Annotated in this window: 18 protein-coding genes; all 18 read left to right on the forward strand. The window is 38.8% G+C overall.

Annotated elements, in window-relative coordinates; translation table 11 throughout:
- Nucleotides 1–45 precede the first annotated feature (45 nt).
- The 18 genes from QSJ81_RS15345 to mobB all read left to right on the forward strand — a co-directional run bounded on the left by QSJ81_RS15345 (nucleotide 46) and on the right by mobB (nucleotide 18,055).
- Nucleotides 46–462: a cell division protein SepF gene (locus QSJ81_RS15345; RefSeq protein WP_285718244.1), complete on the forward strand. Its 417-nt coding sequence runs from the start codon at nucleotides 46–48 to the stop codon at nucleotides 460–462.
- Between the two features lie 181 nt (nucleotides 463–643).
- Nucleotides 644–838 (forward strand): hypothetical protein, encoded by a 195-nt coding sequence (locus QSJ81_RS15350; RefSeq protein WP_285718245.1) that lies wholly within the window; start codon nucleotides 644–646, stop codon nucleotides 836–838.
- A 34-nt stretch (nucleotides 839–872) separates the two neighbouring features.
- Nucleotides 873–2,099, forward strand: coding sequence for a DUF438 domain-containing protein (locus tag QSJ81_RS15355; protein WP_285718246.1), 1,227 nt, complete (start codon nucleotides 873–875; stop codon nucleotides 2,097–2,099).
- Nucleotides 2,100–2,282: 183 nt separating this feature from the next.
- The gene (locus tag QSJ81_RS15360) at nucleotides 2,283–2,777 is read left to right on the forward strand and encodes an HPP family protein (protein ID WP_285718247.1); all 495 of its coding nucleotides are present in this window, start codon (nucleotides 2,283–2,285) and stop codon (nucleotides 2,775–2,777) included.
- 248 nt (nucleotides 2,778–3,025) lie between these two features.
- The gene (asrA, locus tag QSJ81_RS15365; protein WP_285718248.1) at nucleotides 3,026–4,021 is read left to right on the forward strand and encodes an anaerobic sulfite reductase subunit AsrA; all 996 of its coding nucleotides are present in this window, start codon (nucleotides 3,026–3,028) and stop codon (nucleotides 4,019–4,021) included.
- Complete coding sequence (gene asrB, locus QSJ81_RS15370) at nucleotides 4,018–4,812, forward strand: anaerobic sulfite reductase subunit AsrB (protein ID WP_285718249.1); 795 nt, start codon at nucleotides 4,018–4,020, stop codon at nucleotides 4,810–4,812. The genes asrA and asrB overlap by 4 nt, the downstream gene beginning before the upstream one ends.
- 13 nt (nucleotides 4,813–4,825) lie before the next feature.
- Entirely contained in the window at nucleotides 4,826–5,779 is a 954-nt protein-coding gene (gene asrC / locus QSJ81_RS15375) for a sulfite reductase subunit C (protein ID WP_285718250.1), read from the forward strand.
- A 152-nt stretch (nucleotides 5,780–5,931) separates the two neighbouring features.
- Nucleotides 5,932–7,233 carry an MFS transporter gene (locus tag QSJ81_RS15380; protein ID WP_285718251.1) on the forward strand — a complete coding sequence of 434 codons (1,302 nt, stop codon included), beginning with the start codon at nucleotides 5,932–5,934 and terminating at the stop codon, nucleotides 7,231–7,233.
- A 21-nt stretch (nucleotides 7,234–7,254) separates the two neighbouring features.
- The gene (locus tag QSJ81_RS15385; protein ID WP_285718252.1) at nucleotides 7,255–10,944 is read left to right on the forward strand and encodes a nitrate reductase subunit alpha; all 3,690 of its coding nucleotides are present in this window, start codon (nucleotides 7,255–7,257) and stop codon (nucleotides 10,942–10,944) included.
- On the forward strand, nucleotides 10,934–12,415 hold the full coding sequence (gene narH, locus QSJ81_RS15390; RefSeq protein ID WP_285718253.1) for a nitrate reductase subunit beta: 1,482 nt from the start codon (nucleotides 10,934–10,936) through the stop codon (nucleotides 12,413–12,415). Before QSJ81_RS15385 ends, narH begins: the two co-directional genes overlap by 11 nt.
- Nucleotides 12,384–12,950: a nitrate reductase molybdenum cofactor assembly chaperone gene (gene narJ, locus QSJ81_RS15395; protein WP_285718254.1), complete on the forward strand. Its 567-nt coding sequence runs from the start codon at nucleotides 12,384–12,386 to the stop codon at nucleotides 12,948–12,950. The genes narH and narJ overlap by 32 nt, the downstream gene beginning before the upstream one ends.
- Nucleotides 12,947–13,648: a respiratory nitrate reductase subunit gamma gene (gene narI / locus QSJ81_RS15400; protein WP_285718255.1), complete on the forward strand. Its 702-nt coding sequence runs from the start codon at nucleotides 12,947–12,949 to the stop codon at nucleotides 13,646–13,648. Before narJ ends, narI begins: the two co-directional genes overlap by 4 nt.
- Before the next feature lie 122 nt (nucleotides 13,649–13,770).
- Nucleotides 13,771–14,205, forward strand: coding sequence for a GAF domain-containing protein (locus QSJ81_RS15405; RefSeq protein WP_285718256.1), 435 nt, complete (start codon nucleotides 13,771–13,773; stop codon nucleotides 14,203–14,205).
- A 29-nt stretch (nucleotides 14,206–14,234) separates the two neighbouring features.
- Nucleotides 14,235–15,305 (forward strand): PAS domain-containing sensor histidine kinase, encoded by a 1,071-nt coding sequence (locus QSJ81_RS15410; protein ID WP_285718257.1) that lies wholly within the window; start codon nucleotides 14,235–14,237, stop codon nucleotides 15,303–15,305.
- A complete protein-coding gene (locus QSJ81_RS15415; RefSeq protein ID WP_352230901.1) occupies nucleotides 15,280–15,939 on the forward strand; it encodes a response regulator transcription factor in 660 nt (219 codons plus the stop codon). The genes QSJ81_RS15410 and QSJ81_RS15415 overlap by 26 nt, the downstream gene beginning before the upstream one ends.
- 76 nt (nucleotides 15,940–16,015) lie before the next feature.
- Nucleotides 16,016–16,987 (forward strand): GTP 3',8-cyclase MoaA, encoded by a 972-nt coding sequence (moaA, locus tag QSJ81_RS15420; protein ID WP_285718258.1) that lies wholly within the window; start codon nucleotides 16,016–16,018, stop codon nucleotides 16,985–16,987.
- Nucleotides 16,956–17,570 carry a molybdenum cofactor guanylyltransferase gene (locus tag QSJ81_RS15425; RefSeq protein ID WP_285718259.1) on the forward strand — a complete coding sequence of 205 codons (615 nt, stop codon included), beginning with the start codon at nucleotides 16,956–16,958 and terminating at the stop codon, nucleotides 17,568–17,570. Before moaA ends, QSJ81_RS15425 begins: the two co-directional genes overlap by 32 nt.
- A complete protein-coding gene (gene mobB, locus QSJ81_RS15430; protein ID WP_285718260.1) occupies nucleotides 17,567–18,055 on the forward strand; it encodes a molybdopterin-guanine dinucleotide biosynthesis protein B in 489 nt (162 codons plus the stop codon). Before QSJ81_RS15425 ends, mobB begins: the two co-directional genes overlap by 4 nt.
- Nucleotides 18,056–18,086 lie beyond the last annotated feature (31 nt).

Consider the following 18,086-nt stretch of genomic DNA (forward strand, 5'->3'; position numbering starts at 1 on the left):
AGTTTTGGTTAAATGATTTAGAAAAGATCTGGAGGGGCAAAAATAATGGGGCTTAGATTGATTGATAAGCTGACAAATTATTTGATGCCACTGGAAGAAGTGGCTACGCAAGGGAAGGTTGTGTCGGAATTGGATACAGCACGTGCTCGTAAATCTGCAAATTTGCAGGTACATAGCAATGAACCAGCTTCTTTACAAGTGGTGGTAGCTTCGCCAGCAACATATGATGATGTCTGTGTGTATGCAAATCATCTAAAAGAAAATATGGCAGTTGTGATTAATTTTACAGGTATAGATATAGAAATGCAGCATGCTATTAAAGATTTTATGAATGGTGTATGTTATATAGTAGACGGCAATGTACAGCGAATTGATGATTCTGTGTTTTTATATGCCCCTGGATATGTAGACATAGAAAAAGAATTGTACGCTTATTCTGTACCCGCTTATACAAAACCTTAGTCATGAATTTTATTTGGAGCGCTCTAAAATGGATGCAAAAATGCAATCCAGCTTAGAGCGCTTTTTTATGTTTACATAATCCAAATAACTCAATATTTACCACTGTTTTTTGCATGAATTATTAAAGCCTGGAAATGCTAACCTAGAGATTTAAAACTACAAATATAATGGAGGAGATACTATGATACGAGTTTGCCCTAACTGTACAGATGTAGACATTGATAAGCTAGAGGAATTGGTACCAGGAAATTTAGAAGTGGAATGTATTGGTGAATGTGGTCAGCATGAAGGAAAATTTTTCGGTTATATAAACGATGAACTGGTAGTCAAAGAGACAGAAGAAGAGTTTTTTGAGGAGGTAAACAAAGCGAAGTAAAAAAAACGGTGATTGCGAGCTGTTGAGGGGGTACATGGTGAGTGAACTAATTAATAATCGGGAGTACAGGCAGAAGGTCTTAAAAGAAATAATTTTGGAACTTCATCAAGGAAAGTCAGTACAAGAAGTGAAAGGGAAATTTGATAAAATCGCTGTAAGTATGGATCCGGCTGAACTTTCTTTAATTGAACAAGGGTTGATAAATGAAGGGCTTCCAGTGGAAGAAGTGCAGCGTCTTTGTGATGTTCATGCTGCAGTCTTTCGCGAAGCTTTAGAAAAAAATCCAGAATTAACAGTAGTTCCAGGGCACCCAGCAGCAATTTTTATCGCAGAAAATCAGGCATTGCAAGAACTAATGGATCAAGAAATTAAGCCTATTATTAGTAAACTAAAACAGGCATCAGATCAGATAGAAAAGGCATTAGTCTTACAGTTGACTGAAAAATTAAACCTACTTTGGGATGTTGATAAACATTATCGGAGAAAAGAAGATCTTATTTTTCCATTCCTGGAAAAGTATGAAATTACTGGACCGCCCAAAGTTATGTGGGGCGTCGATGATAAAATAAGGAACTTGTTAAAAGAGACCAAAAGCTTAGCTGTTGCTTATCAATCAGCCTTAAAAGAAAAGTTAATTGCTAAAACAGAAGAAACATTGGTACAAATCGAAGAAATGATTTTTAAAGAAGAGAAAATATTTCTGCCAATGGCGATGGAGACACTTTCGGAAGATGAGTGGTATCGTGCTCTTCTTGATAGTGATGAAATAGGTTATTGCTTAGTAGAACCCCAGTGTAGTTGGAAACCATATCGTGAGGATTTGAAGGAAGAACCCAATCTACTCAATGAAAATACAACTGGTCAGGTTAAGTTCGAAACTGGTTTTTTATCGCCTCAGGAAATTGAGTTGATTTATCGCCATTTGCCAGTTGATATTACTTTTGTTGATAAAAATGGAATCGTCAAATTTTTCTCTACGCCCAAGGATCGAATTTTCCCTCGCACCCGAACCATTATAGGCCGTAAGGTAGAAAACTGCCATCCTCCAGCGAGTGCCGACGTTGTAGCAAAAATAGTAGAGGACTTTAAAAGTGGGAAAAAGGACAATGAAGACTTTTGGATCAAGATGGGAGATAAATTCGTATATATTCGTTATTTTGCAGTAAGGGACAGGGAAGGAAATTTCTCTGGAGTTTTAGAAGTTACTCAAGATATTAAACCGATCCAAGCGATCATAGGAGAAAAGCGAATTACAGATTAAGCTAAGTAAGAATACAATCAACAATAGGGAATTCCCATGACTTAAAGTGGGGATTCCCTACATTACATTTTACCAGAAAAGGAGTATAATGAATTTCTTACTGATATAGGCACAGGCATATTTACGTTTTTGTAAAATAGTTCTATAACTTTAATTAAATATGGGAGAGGAATAAGGATATGTATGCATACTACTTCGCGGCAAATATTATATCGCAAATTAAACTTTAAGCACATTAGTTGGTCTTCTATAGGAAGTGTTTCTACGATTGCTATTATCGCATATTTATCGACAATTACAGGATATGCTTTTCTAATTCCTCCTTTTGGTGCAACGTGTTACATCGTTTTTTCCATTCCAGATAGTGCATTTGCTCAGCCGCGAAGTATTATTGGCGGACATGTTCTTGCTGTTTTTGTAGGGTTACTCTGCTCATTTATCTTTGGGTCAAATTGGTGGTCTCAGGGTATAGCAATAGGAGCCATTGTCGCTGGCATGCATCTAATTCGTGTAAATCATCCACCAGCCGCAGCCACCACAATGCTGCTGACATTACGAGACTACAATAATTGGAATGTCTTTTATACGGTATTGATTGGTAGCGTCATGATTGCAGTTGTAGCAGTGGTTTTTAATAAATATGTATTAAAACACAAATATCCTCATTATTGGTGGTAAATACGATACATTCTAAGAAAACGCTCATGTATTATTTTTAGATAAGAATTTAGTGAAATAAACAATGTAGGGAATTTCCTTTAGTAATGTAGGGAATTCCCTACATTACTTTTTAGTGGTTAAATATTAAAATTAGTCTGATATATATTTAGGGCAAAGAACCCTAGGGCGGTAAGGATTCTTAATGAGGCAAGGTTAAAAATGGGATCTTCAAAAGAGTAAAAATAAGCTAAGAAAGGAAAAAAATAATGGCATATAAAGTAACAGGATTAAAATTTAATCAGTACTTAAAAGAATTAGGAAAGGAGTATCACATTTTTGCTCCAGTAGGACTCTCTGGAAAAGGGGCTTTTACCGACACGGACTCTGTTAGATATCAGAAAATAACAAGCTTGGAAGAGATAGAACTATCGATAAAGTCTAATTTTTCGGCAAAAGAAATTCTTTTGCCTATAACTGAGACTTTGTTTTATTTTAGCGAGGACAATTGGACAGAACCTAAGATTCATGACAAAAAAATACTGCTGTTTTTGAGAAGTTGTGACATACATGGCATAAAAAGACTTGATGATATTTATTTGAAAAATGGATGTGAGGATCCTTATTATAAAGTACTTCGTGAAAAAGTCAGATTCTGTCTTATCGAGTGTCAAGAAAGCTTTTCAAACTGTTTTTGCGTTAGTATGAATACGAATATTACAGAAGAATATGACATGTTTATCCATGTCGAGGATAGTTTTGTATATGTAGGAATTAATAATAAAGAGTTGGATCGGCTAGATGAAAAGGTAGTCGATCTCTCTCCACGTTTTGTAATGGAAAATAAAATAAAGGTATCGTTACCAGAAGCGGTAACAACTGGACTAACTGAGTCTTCAATTTGGGAAGAATACTCCTCGCGATGTATTGGTTGTGGAAGATGCAGCTTCGTCTGTCCAACGTGTAGTTGTTTTTCAATGCAGGACATCTTTTATAAAGAAAATAAAAACATGGGGGAGCGAAGACGAGTTTGGTCTTCCTGTATGGTTGATGGTTTTACCGATATGGCAGGGGGGCATGCTTTCCGTAAAAAGCAAGGAGAGCGCATGCGGTTTAGAGTGATGCATAAGCTTCATGATTATAAAAAACGCTTTGGTTATCATATGTGCGTCGGATGTGGCAGATGCGACGATGCGTGTCCAGAATATATATCAATTTCCCATTGTGCAAATAAGTTGAACCATGTAGTGGAGGAGAAAAAATGAACAATACGTATCTACCTTTTAAATCCCGAATTATAAAAATAATTCCTCATACTGCGATTGATTATACTTTCTTGATGGAATATAAGGGCGATGTAAAGCCAGGACAATTTTTTGAAGTATCCATTCCTAAATATGGTGAAGCTCCGATCTCTGTAAGTGAAATCGGTGAGGGGTATGTTGGGCTGACAATTCGTAAAGTTGGCTTGGTTACCAATACGATTCATGAACTACAGGAAGATGGTGTACTATTTCTAAGGGGACCATATGGTAATGGTTTTGATATTAACTTGTTTCGATCAAAGGAAGTTATTATTGCTGCTGGTGGGACGGGATTAGCTCCTGTCAAAGGCGTTGTAGATTATTTCGCTGAGAATGTTAATGAAGTTATGTCTTTTTCACTGATTGCGGGATTCAAATCACCGAAAGATATACTGTATAAAGATGATTTTAAGAAGTGGCAAAAGACTATCAACGTTATAGTAACGGTCGATGGCTCAGAGGATGAAATGTATAAAGGAAACACGGGGCTCATTACAAATTATGTAAAGGATATTCAAATTGAAAATCAAGCAGAGGCAAATGTAATTGTTGTTGGTCCACCCATAATGATACGCTTTACTGTGACAGAATTTTTAAAAAGAGGGATTAAAGAAGAAAATATATGGGTGTCATACGAAAGAAAAATGTGCTGTGGTGTTGCTAAATGCGGACACTGTAAAATTGACGATACCTATATTTGTCTTGAAGGACCCGTATTTAATTATGTAAAAGCTAAGAATTTTATTGATTAATAAGGAGGGGTGTATGAGTATGGATATAAATACTAAAATTTTGAAAAAGAATGCCTTTCGTATAACAAAGGAAAGAGATAAGACTGCTGTTCGGATAAGAGTCCCAGGAGGAGAAATGGCAGTCAAATATCTAGAGACGGTTAGGCATGTAGCTGAAACATTTGGTAATGGTACCATTCATATAACAACACGACAAGGTTTTGAAATTCCAGGTATTCGTATAGAGAAAATGGCAGAGGTGAATACCATAATCCAAAGTCTGATCGAAGGACTTGAGATTAACCAAACCCATTCAAATTCAGGGTATCCTGCAGCGGGTACTAGAAATGTAGCAGCTTGTATTGGTAGTCGGGTATGTCAGTTTGCTAATTATGATACAAGTGCTTTTGCTCAAAGAATAGAGAAAGTGATATTCCCCAATGACTATCATGTGAAAATTGCCCTTACCGGTTGTCCTAATGATTGCATTAAGGCAAGAATGAATGATTTTGGCATTATTGGCATGAACGAACCACAATATGATTCTTATCGGTGTATCGGCTGCCAAGCATGTGTAAAAACATGTAAAAAGAAATCTGCTGGTGCATTGAAGGTTGAAAACTTCAAGGTGATCAGGAATTCTGATAAATGTATTGGCTGTGGAGAATGTGTGCTAAAGTGTCCAACAGGGGCTTGGACGAGAAGTTCAGAAAAATTATATCAGCTTGTAATTATGGGGAGAACGGGTAGAAAAAATCCGAGAATTGCTCAACCATTTATCAAATGGATTAATGAAGAAAGTATTTTAGAGATACTTAAGAATACCTACGACTATGTTCATCAATATATCGATAAAGAAGCACCAGGGGGAAAAGAGCATGTAGGGTACATTGTTGATCGTACTGGCTATCAAATATTTAAAACTTGGGTATTAAAAGATGTAAATTTAAATAATGAGGCACAGGTAGCAGAATATATCTATTGGTAAATTGGCAATATTGAGAAAAATAAAATATTTTTCGACGATGTAGGGAGTTCCCAGAATGTATATAGGGAATTCCCTACATTACTTTTTAACGGCAAAATATTAAAATAAATCTGACAATATAAGATTTTATATTAAATAAGGGGGACTAGTCATTGTATAAGCTGAAAACATGGAATCCAGAAGACCCTATATTCTGGGAACAGGAGGGGAAAAAAATTGCGAACCGGAATTTATGGATTTCGGTTCCCGCACTATTAATATCTTTTTGTATTTGGATGTTATGGTCAGTAGTTGCCGTTAATCTTAATAGTGCAGGGTTTAGCTTTAGTGCCGAGCAGTTATTTAACTTAGCCGCTTTACCAGGATTATCAGGGGCAACATTACGTATCTTTTATGCTTTTGTAGTACCTGTTTTTGGGGGACGAAATTGGACTGTCATTAGTACTGCATCACTTTTAATTCCTGCCATTGGTATTGGCTATGCGGTGCAGGATACTACCACAAGCTATACAACCATGGTTATATTGGCCGTATTATGTGGCTTAGGCGGAGGAAATTTTGCATCATCTATGGGGAATATTAACTTCTTTTTTCCAAAAAAACAGAAGGGAACGGCTCTTGGAATAAATGGGGGCTTGGGTAATGTAGGTGTTAGTGTAGTACAGTTTGTAGCGCCTCTTGTGATTACCTGTGGGATTTTTGGCAGTATGGGTGGTGAGCCTCAAATTATAATGAATGGTGGGGTTGGCAAATCCATTTGGTTACAAAATGCTGCTTTTATATGGATTATTCCCATTGTATTGATTACCGTGGCTGCTTTTTTCGGTATGAATAATTTGGAGACAGCAAAAGCATCAGTTCGTGAACAATTCACTATATTCAAATGTAAACATATGTGGGTTATGAGTTTTATCTATACCATTGCTTTTGGGTCTTTTATCGGTTATTCTGCAGTGTTTCCTCTACTGATCAAATTTCAATTTTCAGGTATTAATCCTTTGCAATATGCCTTTTTAGGGCCTCTAGTGGGTGCCCTCTCTCGTCCCATCGGAGGATGGGCCGCTGATAAATACGGCGGGGCGCGGGTCAGCTTTTGGTCTATTTTTGTTATGATAGGTGCCACCTTAGGCGTTATCTTCTTTATGAACCATCATAATTTTATCGCATTTTTTATCATGGCATTAATTTTGTTTGTTACTTCTGGAGCGGCGAGTGGCTCTACCTTTGGAATGCTTTCTAAGATCTTTAATCCGAAAGAAGCAGCACCAGCCATTGGATTTATTTCAGCAGTTGCTGCGTATGGCGCATTTTTTGTTCCTAAAGCTTTTGGTTGGTCAACACAGGCTACGGGATCGCCATCCATGGCCTTATATGGTTTTATTGCCTTTTACATAATCAGTCTATTTGTAATTTATCATTATTACAATCGTAGAGATGCAGAGATAAAATGTTAAAAAATATGGAGGTGAGAGTATATGAATAAAAAAGAATTACCATTATGGAAAAAACTGAATTTCTTTAAAACAAAAGAAAGATCGCAGGATGGCTGGAGTCAAGTAGTTGCAGATGACAGAGAATCCGAAGGGATATATCGTAAACGTTGGAGTTATGACAAAGTCGTGCGTACTACCCATGGGGTAAACTGTACAGGATCTTGTAGTTGGAAGGTTTTTGTGAAGGACGGTATTATTACCTCAGAAAATCAGCAGACGGATTACCCTTCTACAGGGCCTGATATGCCAGAATTTGAGCCGCGTGGCTGTCCGAGAGGTGCAAGTTTTTCCTGGTATGTATATAGCCCTCTTAGGATCAAATATCCCTATATTCGTCGTCAACTATTGGCCTTATGGCGTGAGGCGGTAGAAAATAGTAAGGGCAATTTAGTGAAAGCTTGGAGTTCCATAGTAGAAGATACTGATAAAGCAAAACTATATAAACAAGTACGGGGGAAGGGTGGTTTTGTACGCGCAGAATGGCAAGAGGTTAATGAAATCATGTCAGCGATGCTGTTATATACCATTATCACTTATGGACCTGACCGTATTGCTGGCTTTACGCCCATACCTGCCATGTCTATGGTAAGTTATGCCGCTGGGTCTCGATTTTTATCCCTATTAGGTGCTCCTATGTTAAGTTTTTACGATTGGTATGCTGATTTGCCCCCTGCATCACCTCAGATATGGGGGGAACAAACGGATGTGCCGGAAAGTAGTGACTGGTATAACGCAGGGTATATCATAATGTGGGGATCCAATGTACCAATGACTCGGACACCTGACGCCCATTTTATGACGGAAGTCCGATATAAAGGTACGAAGGTGGTAGCCGTTAGTCCAGATTATGCGGAAAATGTGAAATTTGCTGATAATTGGCTTCCAGTTAATCCAGGCTCAGATGCGGCCTTAGCCCAGGCTATGACCCATGTCATTTTGAAAGAGTTTTATATTGAGAAACAAGAAGAATATTTTTTGGATTACGCTAAACAGTTTACGGATATGCCATTTTTGGTGCTTATTGAAAAAAATGATACGGAATATACTCCAGGCCGATTCGCACGGGCTAGTGATCTTGGGTTAGTAGGGAATAAAGGAGAGTGGAAACCAGTATTATGGGATGTAGTACAAGATGGCTTCGCTACTCCGAAGGGAACCATTGGCCAACGTTGGGATAGTACAGGACAATGGAATTTAAAAATGGAGAGTGAAGTTGGTGACACTCTATCCCCATTATTAACACTCCTAGGGCAAGAAGATGAGCAAATCTGTGTGAATCTTCCTGAATTTACGGAAGGTGGCACTGGAGTTGTTAAACGGGGTATCCCTGTTAAATTAATCATGAAAAATGGTAAGCTACTACGAGTCACAACTGTATTTGATCTTATGTTAGCTCAATATGGAATCGATCGCGGTCTGCCTGGAAAATATCCGATAGATTATTATGATGAAGCAACCTATACTCCAGCTTGGCAAAAGAAACATACGAATGTTGAGACAGAGTTGGTCATTCAGATAGCTAGAGAATTTGCTCAAAATGCTGCCGATACGAAAGGAAGATCCATGATTATCATGGGAGCGGGCATTAATCATTGGTTCAATGGAGATACCATTTATCGATCTATATTGAATTTGGTGATTCTAACTGGCTGCCAAGGGGTAAATGGAGGTGGCTGGGCTCATTATGTAGGGCAGGAAAAGTGTCGTCCAATAGAAGGATGGGGGACTGTGGCTTTTGCTCGCGACTGGTCAATGCCGCCACGCCTTCAGAATGCAACCTCCTTCTTTTACTTTGCTACCAATCAGTGGCAGTATGAAACCCATAGCATGGAAGGGCTAAAATCACCAACAGTAGCAAAAAGTCGCTACAGCCATCCGGCAGACTATAATGTATTGGCCGCTCGCCTCGGCTGGATGCCTTCATACCCTCAGTTTAGCCAAAATTCGTTACAACTAAGTACAGAGGCCAGTGAAGCAGGAGCCGAAACTACTGAAGAAGTCATTAGTCATGTCGTCAAAAAGTTAAAGGACAGAAAGATGTCTTTTGCGGTGGAAGATCCTGATAATGTAAAAAATCACCCTCGAGGATTATTTGTCTGGCGTTCTAATCTAATTTCTAGTTCTGGTAAGGGACATGAGTATTTTTTGAAATATCTACTGGGAACTTCCCATGGACTTTTATCAGAGCCCAATGAGGATTTAAGACCAGAGGAAGTTCATTGGAATAACACTCCTCCAGAAGGCAAGCTTGATTTATTGGTTAATTTAGACTTTCGCATGGCCGGTACCGCTCTTTATTCTGATATAGTATTACCTGCTGCTACTTGGTATGAAAAAACCGATTTAAGTAGTACCGATATGCATCCTTTTGTTCATCCATTCAATCCCGCGATTAATCCGCCATGGGAAGCCAAGTCTGATTGGGATATTTTCAAGGATTTGGCTAAGACTTTTTCCGCTATGGCGAAAGAATATCTACCTGAGGTACAACAAGATATTGTGGCAGTACCTCTTATGCATGACTCACCAGGAGAGATTGCTCAGCCCTTTGGTAAAGTGCTAGATTGGCGCAAGGGGGAAGTGGAGGCGATACCTGGTAAGACGATGCCCAATATGGTAATAGTAGAGCGAGATTATAAAGAAATTTATAATAAGTTTACTTCTCTTGGACCATTACTTGAAAAAAACCCAGTGGGTGCTCATGGCATTGCTTTTCCTGTTAAAGAACAATACGAAGAACTTAAAAAAATTAATGGAAAGAATATGGTGCCTGGTGTAGCTTTTGCGCGTCCTAGTATTGAGACAGCTCGTCAAGCGGCAGAAGCAATCCTTACTCTATCGAGTGCGACAAATGGCAAATTGGCTATGAAAGCCTGGGAAGATGCAGAAAAGAAAACAGGTATGGAACTTAAGAATATTAGCGCGGGTCGTGCAGGAGAAAAATTTACTTTTAATGACATTACGGTACAACCAAGGCAAGTCATTCCTACCCCTGTATTTACTGGCTCAAATAAAGGAGATAAACGCTATTCCCCCTTTACGACCAGTATCGATCATTTGATGCCTTTCCGTACGTTGACAGGACGTCAACATTTTTATATTGATCATGAGATCATGCTAGAGTTTGGCGAAGCTATGCCTACCTATAAACCGACGTTATCCCCAGTGTTATTTGCGGGCAAAGAATATAAACCCGAAGCAGAAGGTAAGGAAATTGTTTTGCGATATCTTACTCCTCATGGCAAATGGAATATACACAGTACCTATCAAGACAACCTGCATATGCTCACCTTATTTCGTGGTGGACCTCATGTATGGGTGAATCATCAAGATGCCTTGCAAGCCGATCTTAAGGATAATGATTGGGTGGAAGTATATAATCGTAATGGCGTAGTTTCTGCTAGGGTAGTAGTGAGCCATCGTATGCCTAGAGGAACTCTTTATATGTATCATGCACAAGATAAGCACATTAATGTTCCTGGTTCATCTATTACTGGTCAACGGGGCGGCACACACAATAGCCCTACTCGAGTTCATGTTAAGCCTACCCAGTGTATTGGCGGATACGCCCAGCTTAGCTATGGGTTTAACTATTACGGGCCAATTGGTAATCAGAGAGATATTTATGTTGCGGTTCGTAAGTTAAAGGAGGTGTCTTGGCTTGAAGATTAAAGCACAAATAGCTATGGTAATTAACTTAGATAAATGTATTGGCTGTCATACTTGCAGTGTGACCTGTAAAAATACTTGGACAAATCGTGAAGGCGCTGAGTATATGTGGTTTAATAATGTGGAAACCAAGCCAGGTATTGGGTATCCCATGGAATGGGAAAATCAAGAAAAGTATAAGGGGGGCTGGGAATTACAGGATGGTAAACTCAGGCTCAAAGGCGGTAGCCGCTTAGCAAAGTTATTACTTAAATTATTCCACAATCCCGATATGCCTACCCTTGATGATTATTACGAACCTTGGACATATGATTATGAGAAATTAATTAACAGTCCTACAAAGCGCTACCAGCCAGTAGCTCGGCCAAAATCAATAATTACTGGTAGAAATATGGACTTAAAGTGGGGGCCAAACTGGGAAGATGATCTAGCCGGTGCCCATCAAACCGGTACTAAAGATCCGAATGTAGTCAAGATGCAGGAAAAAGTTAAATTTGAGTTTGAACAAACTTTCATGGCCTATTTGCCAAGACTTTGTGAGCATTGCTTAAATCCTGGCTGTGTGGCTGCGTGTCCTTCAGGCGCCATTTACAAGCGGGAAGAAGATGGGATTGTTTTGGTGGACCAAGATGCTTGTCGAAGTTGGCGTATGTGTATGACTGGATGTCCCTATAAAAAGGTTTATTTTAACTGGCAAACTCATAAAGCGGAAAAATGTATTTTTTGTTTTCCAAGGGTGGAGTCAGGTCAACCTACTGTTTGCTCGGAAACTTGTTCAGGCCGTGTTCGGTATATGGGAGTCATATTGTATGATGCTGACAGAGTAAAAGAGGCAGCATCTACTAGCAATGAACAGGAGTTATATCAAGCGCAGCTTAGTGTATTTTTAGATCCTGCTGATCCTGAAGTGATTGCGAAGGCTCGCTTAGATGGTATTCGTGAAGATTGGTTAGAAGATGCAAAACGTTCTCCTATTTATGATTTAGCCGTCCGATACGGTATAGCCCTGCCATTACATCCTGAATTTCGCACCATGCCAATGGTATGGTATATACCGCCTCTTAGCCCGATTGTAAGTGTGGCAAAGGAGCAAGGCGTAAATGAGAATCTATTTCCGCTACTAGATGATATGCGTATTCCTATCGAATACTTAGCGAATATCTTAACGGCTGGTAATACAAAAGCAGTTAAGTCGGCCTTAGGTAAGCTGCTAGCTATGCGTACCTATATGCGATCAATCAACACAAACCAAAAAGTCGACAAGGATAAGCTAAGAGAGGTCGGCCTTGATGAAATTGCTGTAGAGCGTATGTATCGCCTTCTAGCTATTGCAAAATATGAGGATCGTTTTGTAATTCCCACATCACATCAAGAAAATTACGTTAATGTATATAAACAGCAAGGTAGCTGCGGTTATTCCCTGCCCCAAGGGAGCGCATGCTATGGTATTAGAGGTGAAGACGATGGTAGATAAGAAAATGCTACAATTGCTATCTATTTTGCTTCAATATCCAAAAAACAGTTGGTTAAAAATTGATGAGTTACGTCAGCTGGCAAGTGAATTGGAACACTTGCCAATGAGGGAAAGGGTACATTCTTTTCTAGATTACTTGGAACATAATACTTGTGAGGAATTAGCTGAGTTTTATGTAAGTACCTTTGATTTTAGTGAACACTGTAATCTGTATATTACCTCCCTACTTTGTCCCGATGATCAAAAGCGTGGGCAAGTGCTAGCCGACTTAAAAGGTATCTACCGACAATCCGGACTTGAGGCAGATTCTGAGGAATTACCTGATTACCTTCCTATGCTGCTTGAATTTCTAGCCATTGCTAACCAGGAATCATGTAAACAAGTTTTAGAGATTGTAAATCCTGGTATTGAAAAACTATGGCAGCAACTTCTAGAAAAACGCAGTCCCTATGCTGCATTGCTTGAAGTTTGTGTAGGATTTACAGTGCCAATAGCATGTGCAGAAACTACCCACAGAGGAGAAGGTATATCATGAATTTTATAGAACAAATTCTATGGGTGATTTTTCCTTATATAGCATTAACTATCTTTATAATAGGACATATTTATCGCTATAACATGGATCAATTGGGCTGGACAGCTAAATCCAGTGAATTGTTGGAAAAACGTAGTCTACAGTGGGGTAGTATATTATTTCATGCTGGTATATTAGCTGTAGTTGGAGGGCATATTTCAGGTCTTTTGATTCCCAAGACCTTTTTTGAATCCATTGGAGTGAACGAGCATATGTACCATATGGCTGCTGTTTATGGTGGAGGACCCGCAGGGATAGTAACGCTAGTAGGTATTCTGATTTTAACTTTCCGTCGTTTTGGTAATGACCGTGTGTTTGCTGTTAGTAGTAAGGCTGATTTACTGGTAGCCGTTTTAGTGCTAGTAGAAGTAGTCTTAGGATTGACAAGTACAGCTACCAATGTGTTCCAGGTGGGAAATTTTGATTATCGAGAAACGATTAGTCCTTGGCTAAGAGGGGTATTGTTTTTGAAACCGAATGCTTCCTTTATGACTGGTGTACCTTTGGTATTTAAGCTTCATGTTGTGACCGGATTTGGAATGTTTGCTATTTGGCCATTTACAAGATTGGTGCATGTATGGAGTATGCCAGTCGAATATATAAATAGAGCGTATATTCAATATTTTAGTCGGGATTTAAAAGATAAATCCTTTCATTGATTTCATAGGGCAATCCATGTTGTATTTGAGATTGCCCTTATGTAATAACCCTGCAACTTTGCTTTTAAAAGGAAACTGTGATAAATTGAAAATAAGATTAAATACTTCGGGAGAATACTTTTATGAATACATTAGAAAGTACAATCAATAAATACTTAGAGGATTTGCGACTTAGGGCGGGTGCTGATTTCTCAGCGTTAGCTCTCCAGGAGTCAAGAGAATCTACGATCCGCTGGAAGTATGCAGTGGGTAATAAAAATGAACGGTTTCGACGGATTGTACTGCGTCTGGGCAAAGGAATTGCAGGGAAAGTATTGATGTCAGGCAGACCTATGATATTGGAACATTATGAACCTCGGCAACATGAAGATCCGCAAGAATACCCGATTCTTTATGCGGAAGAATTGCAATCCGCTCTAGGAGTGCCAGTACTAACAAAGGGAAAAGTCAAAGGAGTGCTTTTAGTGGGTTACCGTACTCCTTGCGTAATTGAGGAAGTAGTCATTGATTTATCAAAACGAGTTGCCACAGAACTAGAAAATAGTATAGACTTTTAAATCATTTGTGCTACATTGGGGGCTGTCGTATGAGGCGAAAAACTTCCGAATCCTTATTAAAAATGATTTTTCAGTATGTAAGCGATGCAATACTCATTTTAGATGAACAAGGAATGATTGTGGAGGCCAATCCATCGATTGAAATGCTGACAGGTTATTGTACTAAGGAGCTTATTCATAAAGTGAAATTAAGCAGTATTTGCCAGGGAATGGACAAATGTGCAGATTTTACCGTTTGTACAAATTGTTTTACGAATTTAGGAAGTATTTCTTCTTTTGAAATTCGCTTACTGCATAGGAATGGGCAAATCTTTTCCGCAGCTGCAAGTACGACTCGTTTGCAAGAACATATGGGTGGTTTGTTAGTAGTCGTACTAAGGGACATGTCAGAACATAATAAAGAGGAACAAAAGCAATTACAAAAAAAAATGGCTAATTATATGATTCAAGCACAAGAAGAGGAACGTAAGAGAGTATCCCGTGAATTGCATGACGGAGTAGGACAAAGTATTTATAGTATGATTGTGGGTCTTAATATCATTGGGCAAATGGAACTTAAAGATGAATTAAAAGAACATTTTCAAATGGTACAAGATATGGCGGTGCAGGCTTTAAATGAAGTACGATACATTGCTGTCGATCTTAGACCTTCCTCCCTCGATGATTGGGGTCTATTACCAGCCCTACGGTCTTTCATTAAACAGTTTGAGCGAACCTATGGCATTGTAACAACCTTATCTGTTGTAGGAAAAGAACGTCGTTACAAATCAGCGGTAGAAACGGCCCTTTATCGTATCTGTCAAGAGGCTATGGTTAACGCAGCTAAATATGCGAACATTGATAAACTACAGATATATTTTGAAGAACAGGATCAACAGTTGCACTTAGTAGTTACAGATTTTGGGCGGGGTTTTAATATTGAAAAGATTGAAATACAGGGAACAGGACTTGGGCTGTACGGTATGCGAGAGCGGGCAGAATTGATTGGCGGCACTCTTGATATTACATCCAACTTTGGCCATGGTACTACGATTCGGGTTAATGTTCCCTTAAGTAAACAGGAGGAAACAACTTATGACCATCCGTGTTTTAATAGCTGATGATCACGCTGTTGTCCGTTCAGGATTAGCTATGCTAATTAACTCTCAGCAGGACATGGAGGTGGTTGGGGAAGCTGCAGATGGAAGGGAAGCTGTAGAATTAGGATTAAAACTACTTCCACAAGTGGCACTTATGGATTTGAGTATGCCTCCAGGTGAGAATGGTTTAATTGCTACTGCAAGATTAAAGGAATTGCTACCACAAACTCGAGTGCTGATTTTGACTATGCATGATGATGAAGAATATTTGTTTCAATCTCTAAAGGCAGGGGCAATGGGATACATCTTAAAGAACGCTCCTCAATTTGATTTAATTCAGGCGATTCGTACAGTTAACCAAGGAGAATCGTATTTGTATCCATCTGCTGCAAAATCGTTAATTGAAGGATTTTTGAGGCAAGGAAATAAAAGGGAAGAGGTTGAGTCACTCACCTTATTAACAGAACGAGAACGACAAACATTACGCTTAGTAGCTATGGGGTATGCTAATAAAGATATTGCTGAGCAACTTTGTCTTTCCGTCAAAACCGTTGAAGCTTATAAAACGAGAATAATGGAAAAACTCCAGTTTAAAACTAGGCCTGAAATGGTGAAGTACGCCATAAAAAAAGGACTATTAGATTTAGAGGGATAATACTACAAAGTAGAAATTAGATAATCCTAATTTTAGGGTTAAATGCATGATGTTTATAAAATTTGGAGGTTGCAGGATGGATGGATTATATGACATTGTAGGCAGGCGCATTCATTATTTGCGAGTAGCAGTAACCGACAGATGCAATTTTCGCTGTCAATACTGTATGCCATCAGATGGCGTAAAATGGACGGAGCATGACAATATTTTACGATATGAAGAACTACTACGAATTATCCATGCATTTACCAGCTTAGGAATTGATAAAGTACGTATTACTGGTGGAGAGCCTTTAGTACGTAAAGGTCTAATACCTTTTTTAAAAAAGGTTACAGCGATTGCAGGTATTAAAGAAGTCGTGCTAACAACCAATGGTAGTATGCTCGAAGAATATGCTCCCCTTTTAAAGAAAGCAGGGGTGAAACGCGTAAATGTGAGTCTTGATACCTTATATCCTGAAAGGTTTAAAAAAATAACAGGACAAGATGCATTGCATCAAGTATTGGCAGGGATAAAAAAAGCGCAAGCAGTAGGTCTTACGCCAATTAAAATAAATATGGTTGTTATGAAAGATTTCAATTCAGATGAACTTGTTGACTTTGCGAATTTGGCAATGGAGAATCCATATCAAATTCGATTTATTGAATATATGCCCTTTTGCTCTGATAAAAACTACCTATTTACCGCAGCTGAGATAAAACAACAACTTATTACCGCTGGTTTTACGACAATGCTTCCAGAGGTGAGTAATAATTCTCCAGCTCAAGTATATCGTTTTCCCCAATCGCAGGGTTCAATTGGTTTTATTACTCCTGTATCCCAGCATTTCTGTAGCTCCTGCAATCGCATTCGTCTCACACCCGATGGCAATCTTAAGCCCTGTTTATTATCGAACCAAGAATATTCTTTGCGAGATGTTTTACGTGCAGGAATCTCTGATCAAGAGCTTTTAGATACGATAAGACAAGTGGTTTGGAATAAGCCGATGGAACATGAGTTAAAGAAGGGGAAGAAAAGTGAAAGGGGCATGTATCGTATTGGAGGGTAACCGGTTTTCAATTGTTGTATTAGCAGGTGGTCAGAGTAGCCGGATGGGCTGCGACAAAGCGGCACTTCCTTGGGAAAATGGAGATATCCTCCATAACTTATTGTTAAAAATGCTAACATTGTCTGATGATATCCTAGTAGTGAGTAACATCACTAGAAATATTAAACTGCCTGTCCGGCAAGTTCCTGATATCCTAATGTCTAAAGGGCCCTTAAGTGGTATTCATGCAGGACTATTCTATGCTCGATATTCTCGGGTTTTTGTTACGGCCTGTGATACACCTTTTTTAAAACCTGAAATTATTCCAATTATTGTTCAATCCTTGGAAAGCCAGGATGGGGCTGTTACTGTACGTAAAGGGAAAATAGAACCCCTATTGGCCTGTTATCGAAAACCTTGCGCTGCCATAATCGAAGAGCTTATTCCGAAGGAACAATACAGTGTTCTTAGATTGTTAGATAAAATTCACTGGGTGCCTGTTACTTGTCTAGATGAACTGGATGATTGCCTTTTTACAAACATTAATACGTATAGTGATTATGAAAAAGCAAAACTAATATTGGGAAGGGGAAAAGAAGTATGATACCCCTTATATCATTTGTGGGCTATTCTGATAGTGGTAAAACCACCCTTTTGGTAAAGGTTATTTCTGAGCTTAAAAGTCGTGGTTATCGAATTGCTGTTATTAAACATGATGGACATGATTTTGAAATAGATCATAAAGGGACTGATACTTACAAGCACCGCCAAGCTGGTGCTGATATTGTATGTATTGCCTCTAGTAAGAAAGTCGCTATAATAGAAAACTTTACTCATCCACCAGTATTGGATGATATAGTGCAGAGTATTACTAATGTTGATTTGATTTTGACGGAAGGCTTTAAACAAGAAAAAAAACCACAAATCGAAGTACACCGCCAGGGAATAGAATGTATTGGTCCCAAAAAGAATCGGATTGCGTTAATTGCGGATCAACAGATTTATGAGGGTGTACCGTATTTTAAATTGGATGAGATAGAAGCGGTTGCTGACTTTTTAGAAAATATAATTCAAGATTCAACGCTATAGCTGTAGGGTTAATTTCTTATCTGCTATTTTG

The organism is Pelosinus sp. IPA-1, assembly GCF_030269905.1.
Classification (GTDB): Bacteria; Bacillota; Negativicutes; order DSM-13327; family DSM-13327; genus Pelosinus.

Bases quoted from the DNA above. Each gene is read 5' to 3' on its own strand.
- QSJ81_RS15410 (WP_285718257.1), top strand. From the start codon at position 14,235: ATGAGGCGAAAAACTTCCGAATCCTTATTAAAAATGATTTTTCAGTAT.
- QSJ81_RS15415 (WP_352230901.1), top strand. From the start codon at position 15,280: ATGACCATCCGTGTTTTAATAGCTGATGATCACGCTGTTGTCCGTTCA.
- QSJ81_RS15405 (WP_285718256.1), top strand. From the start codon at position 13,771: ATGAATACATTAGAAAGTACAATCAATAAATACTTAGAGGATTTGCGA.
- narI (WP_285718255.1), top strand. From the start codon at position 12,947: ATGAATTTTATAGAACAAATTCTATGGGTGATTTTTCCTTATATAGCA.
- narJ (WP_285718254.1), top strand. From the start codon at position 12,384: ATGGTATTAGAGGTGAAGACGATGGTAGATAAGAAAATGCTACAATTG.
- QSJ81_RS15385 (WP_285718252.1), top strand. From the start codon at position 7,255: ATGAATAAAAAAGAATTACCATTATGGAAAAAACTGAATTTCTTTAAA.
- QSJ81_RS15345 (WP_285718244.1), top strand. From the start codon at position 46: ATGGGGCTTAGATTGATTGATAAGCTGACAAATTATTTGATGCCACTG.
- moaA (WP_285718258.1), top strand. From the start codon at position 16,016: ATGGATGGATTATATGACATTGTAGGCAGGCGCATTCATTATTTGCGA.
- QSJ81_RS15355 (WP_285718246.1), top strand. From the start codon at position 873: ATGGTGAGTGAACTAATTAATAATCGGGAGTACAGGCAGAAGGTCTTA.
- mobB (WP_285718260.1), top strand. From the start codon at position 17,567: ATGATACCCCTTATATCATTTGTGGGCTATTCTGATAGTGGTAAAACC.
- QSJ81_RS15350 (WP_285718245.1), top strand. From the start codon at position 644: ATGATACGAGTTTGCCCTAACTGTACAGATGTAGACATTGATAAGCTA.
- asrB (WP_285718249.1), top strand. From the start codon at position 4,018: ATGAACAATACGTATCTACCTTTTAAATCCCGAATTATAAAAATAATT.
- QSJ81_RS15360 (WP_285718247.1), top strand. From the start codon at position 2,283: ATGCATACTACTTCGCGGCAAATATTATATCGCAAATTAAACTTTAAG.
- asrC (WP_285718250.1), top strand. From the start codon at position 4,826: ATGAGTATGGATATAAATACTAAAATTTTGAAAAAGAATGCCTTTCGT.
- asrA (WP_285718248.1), top strand. From the start codon at position 3,026: ATGGCATATAAAGTAACAGGATTAAAATTTAATCAGTACTTAAAAGAA.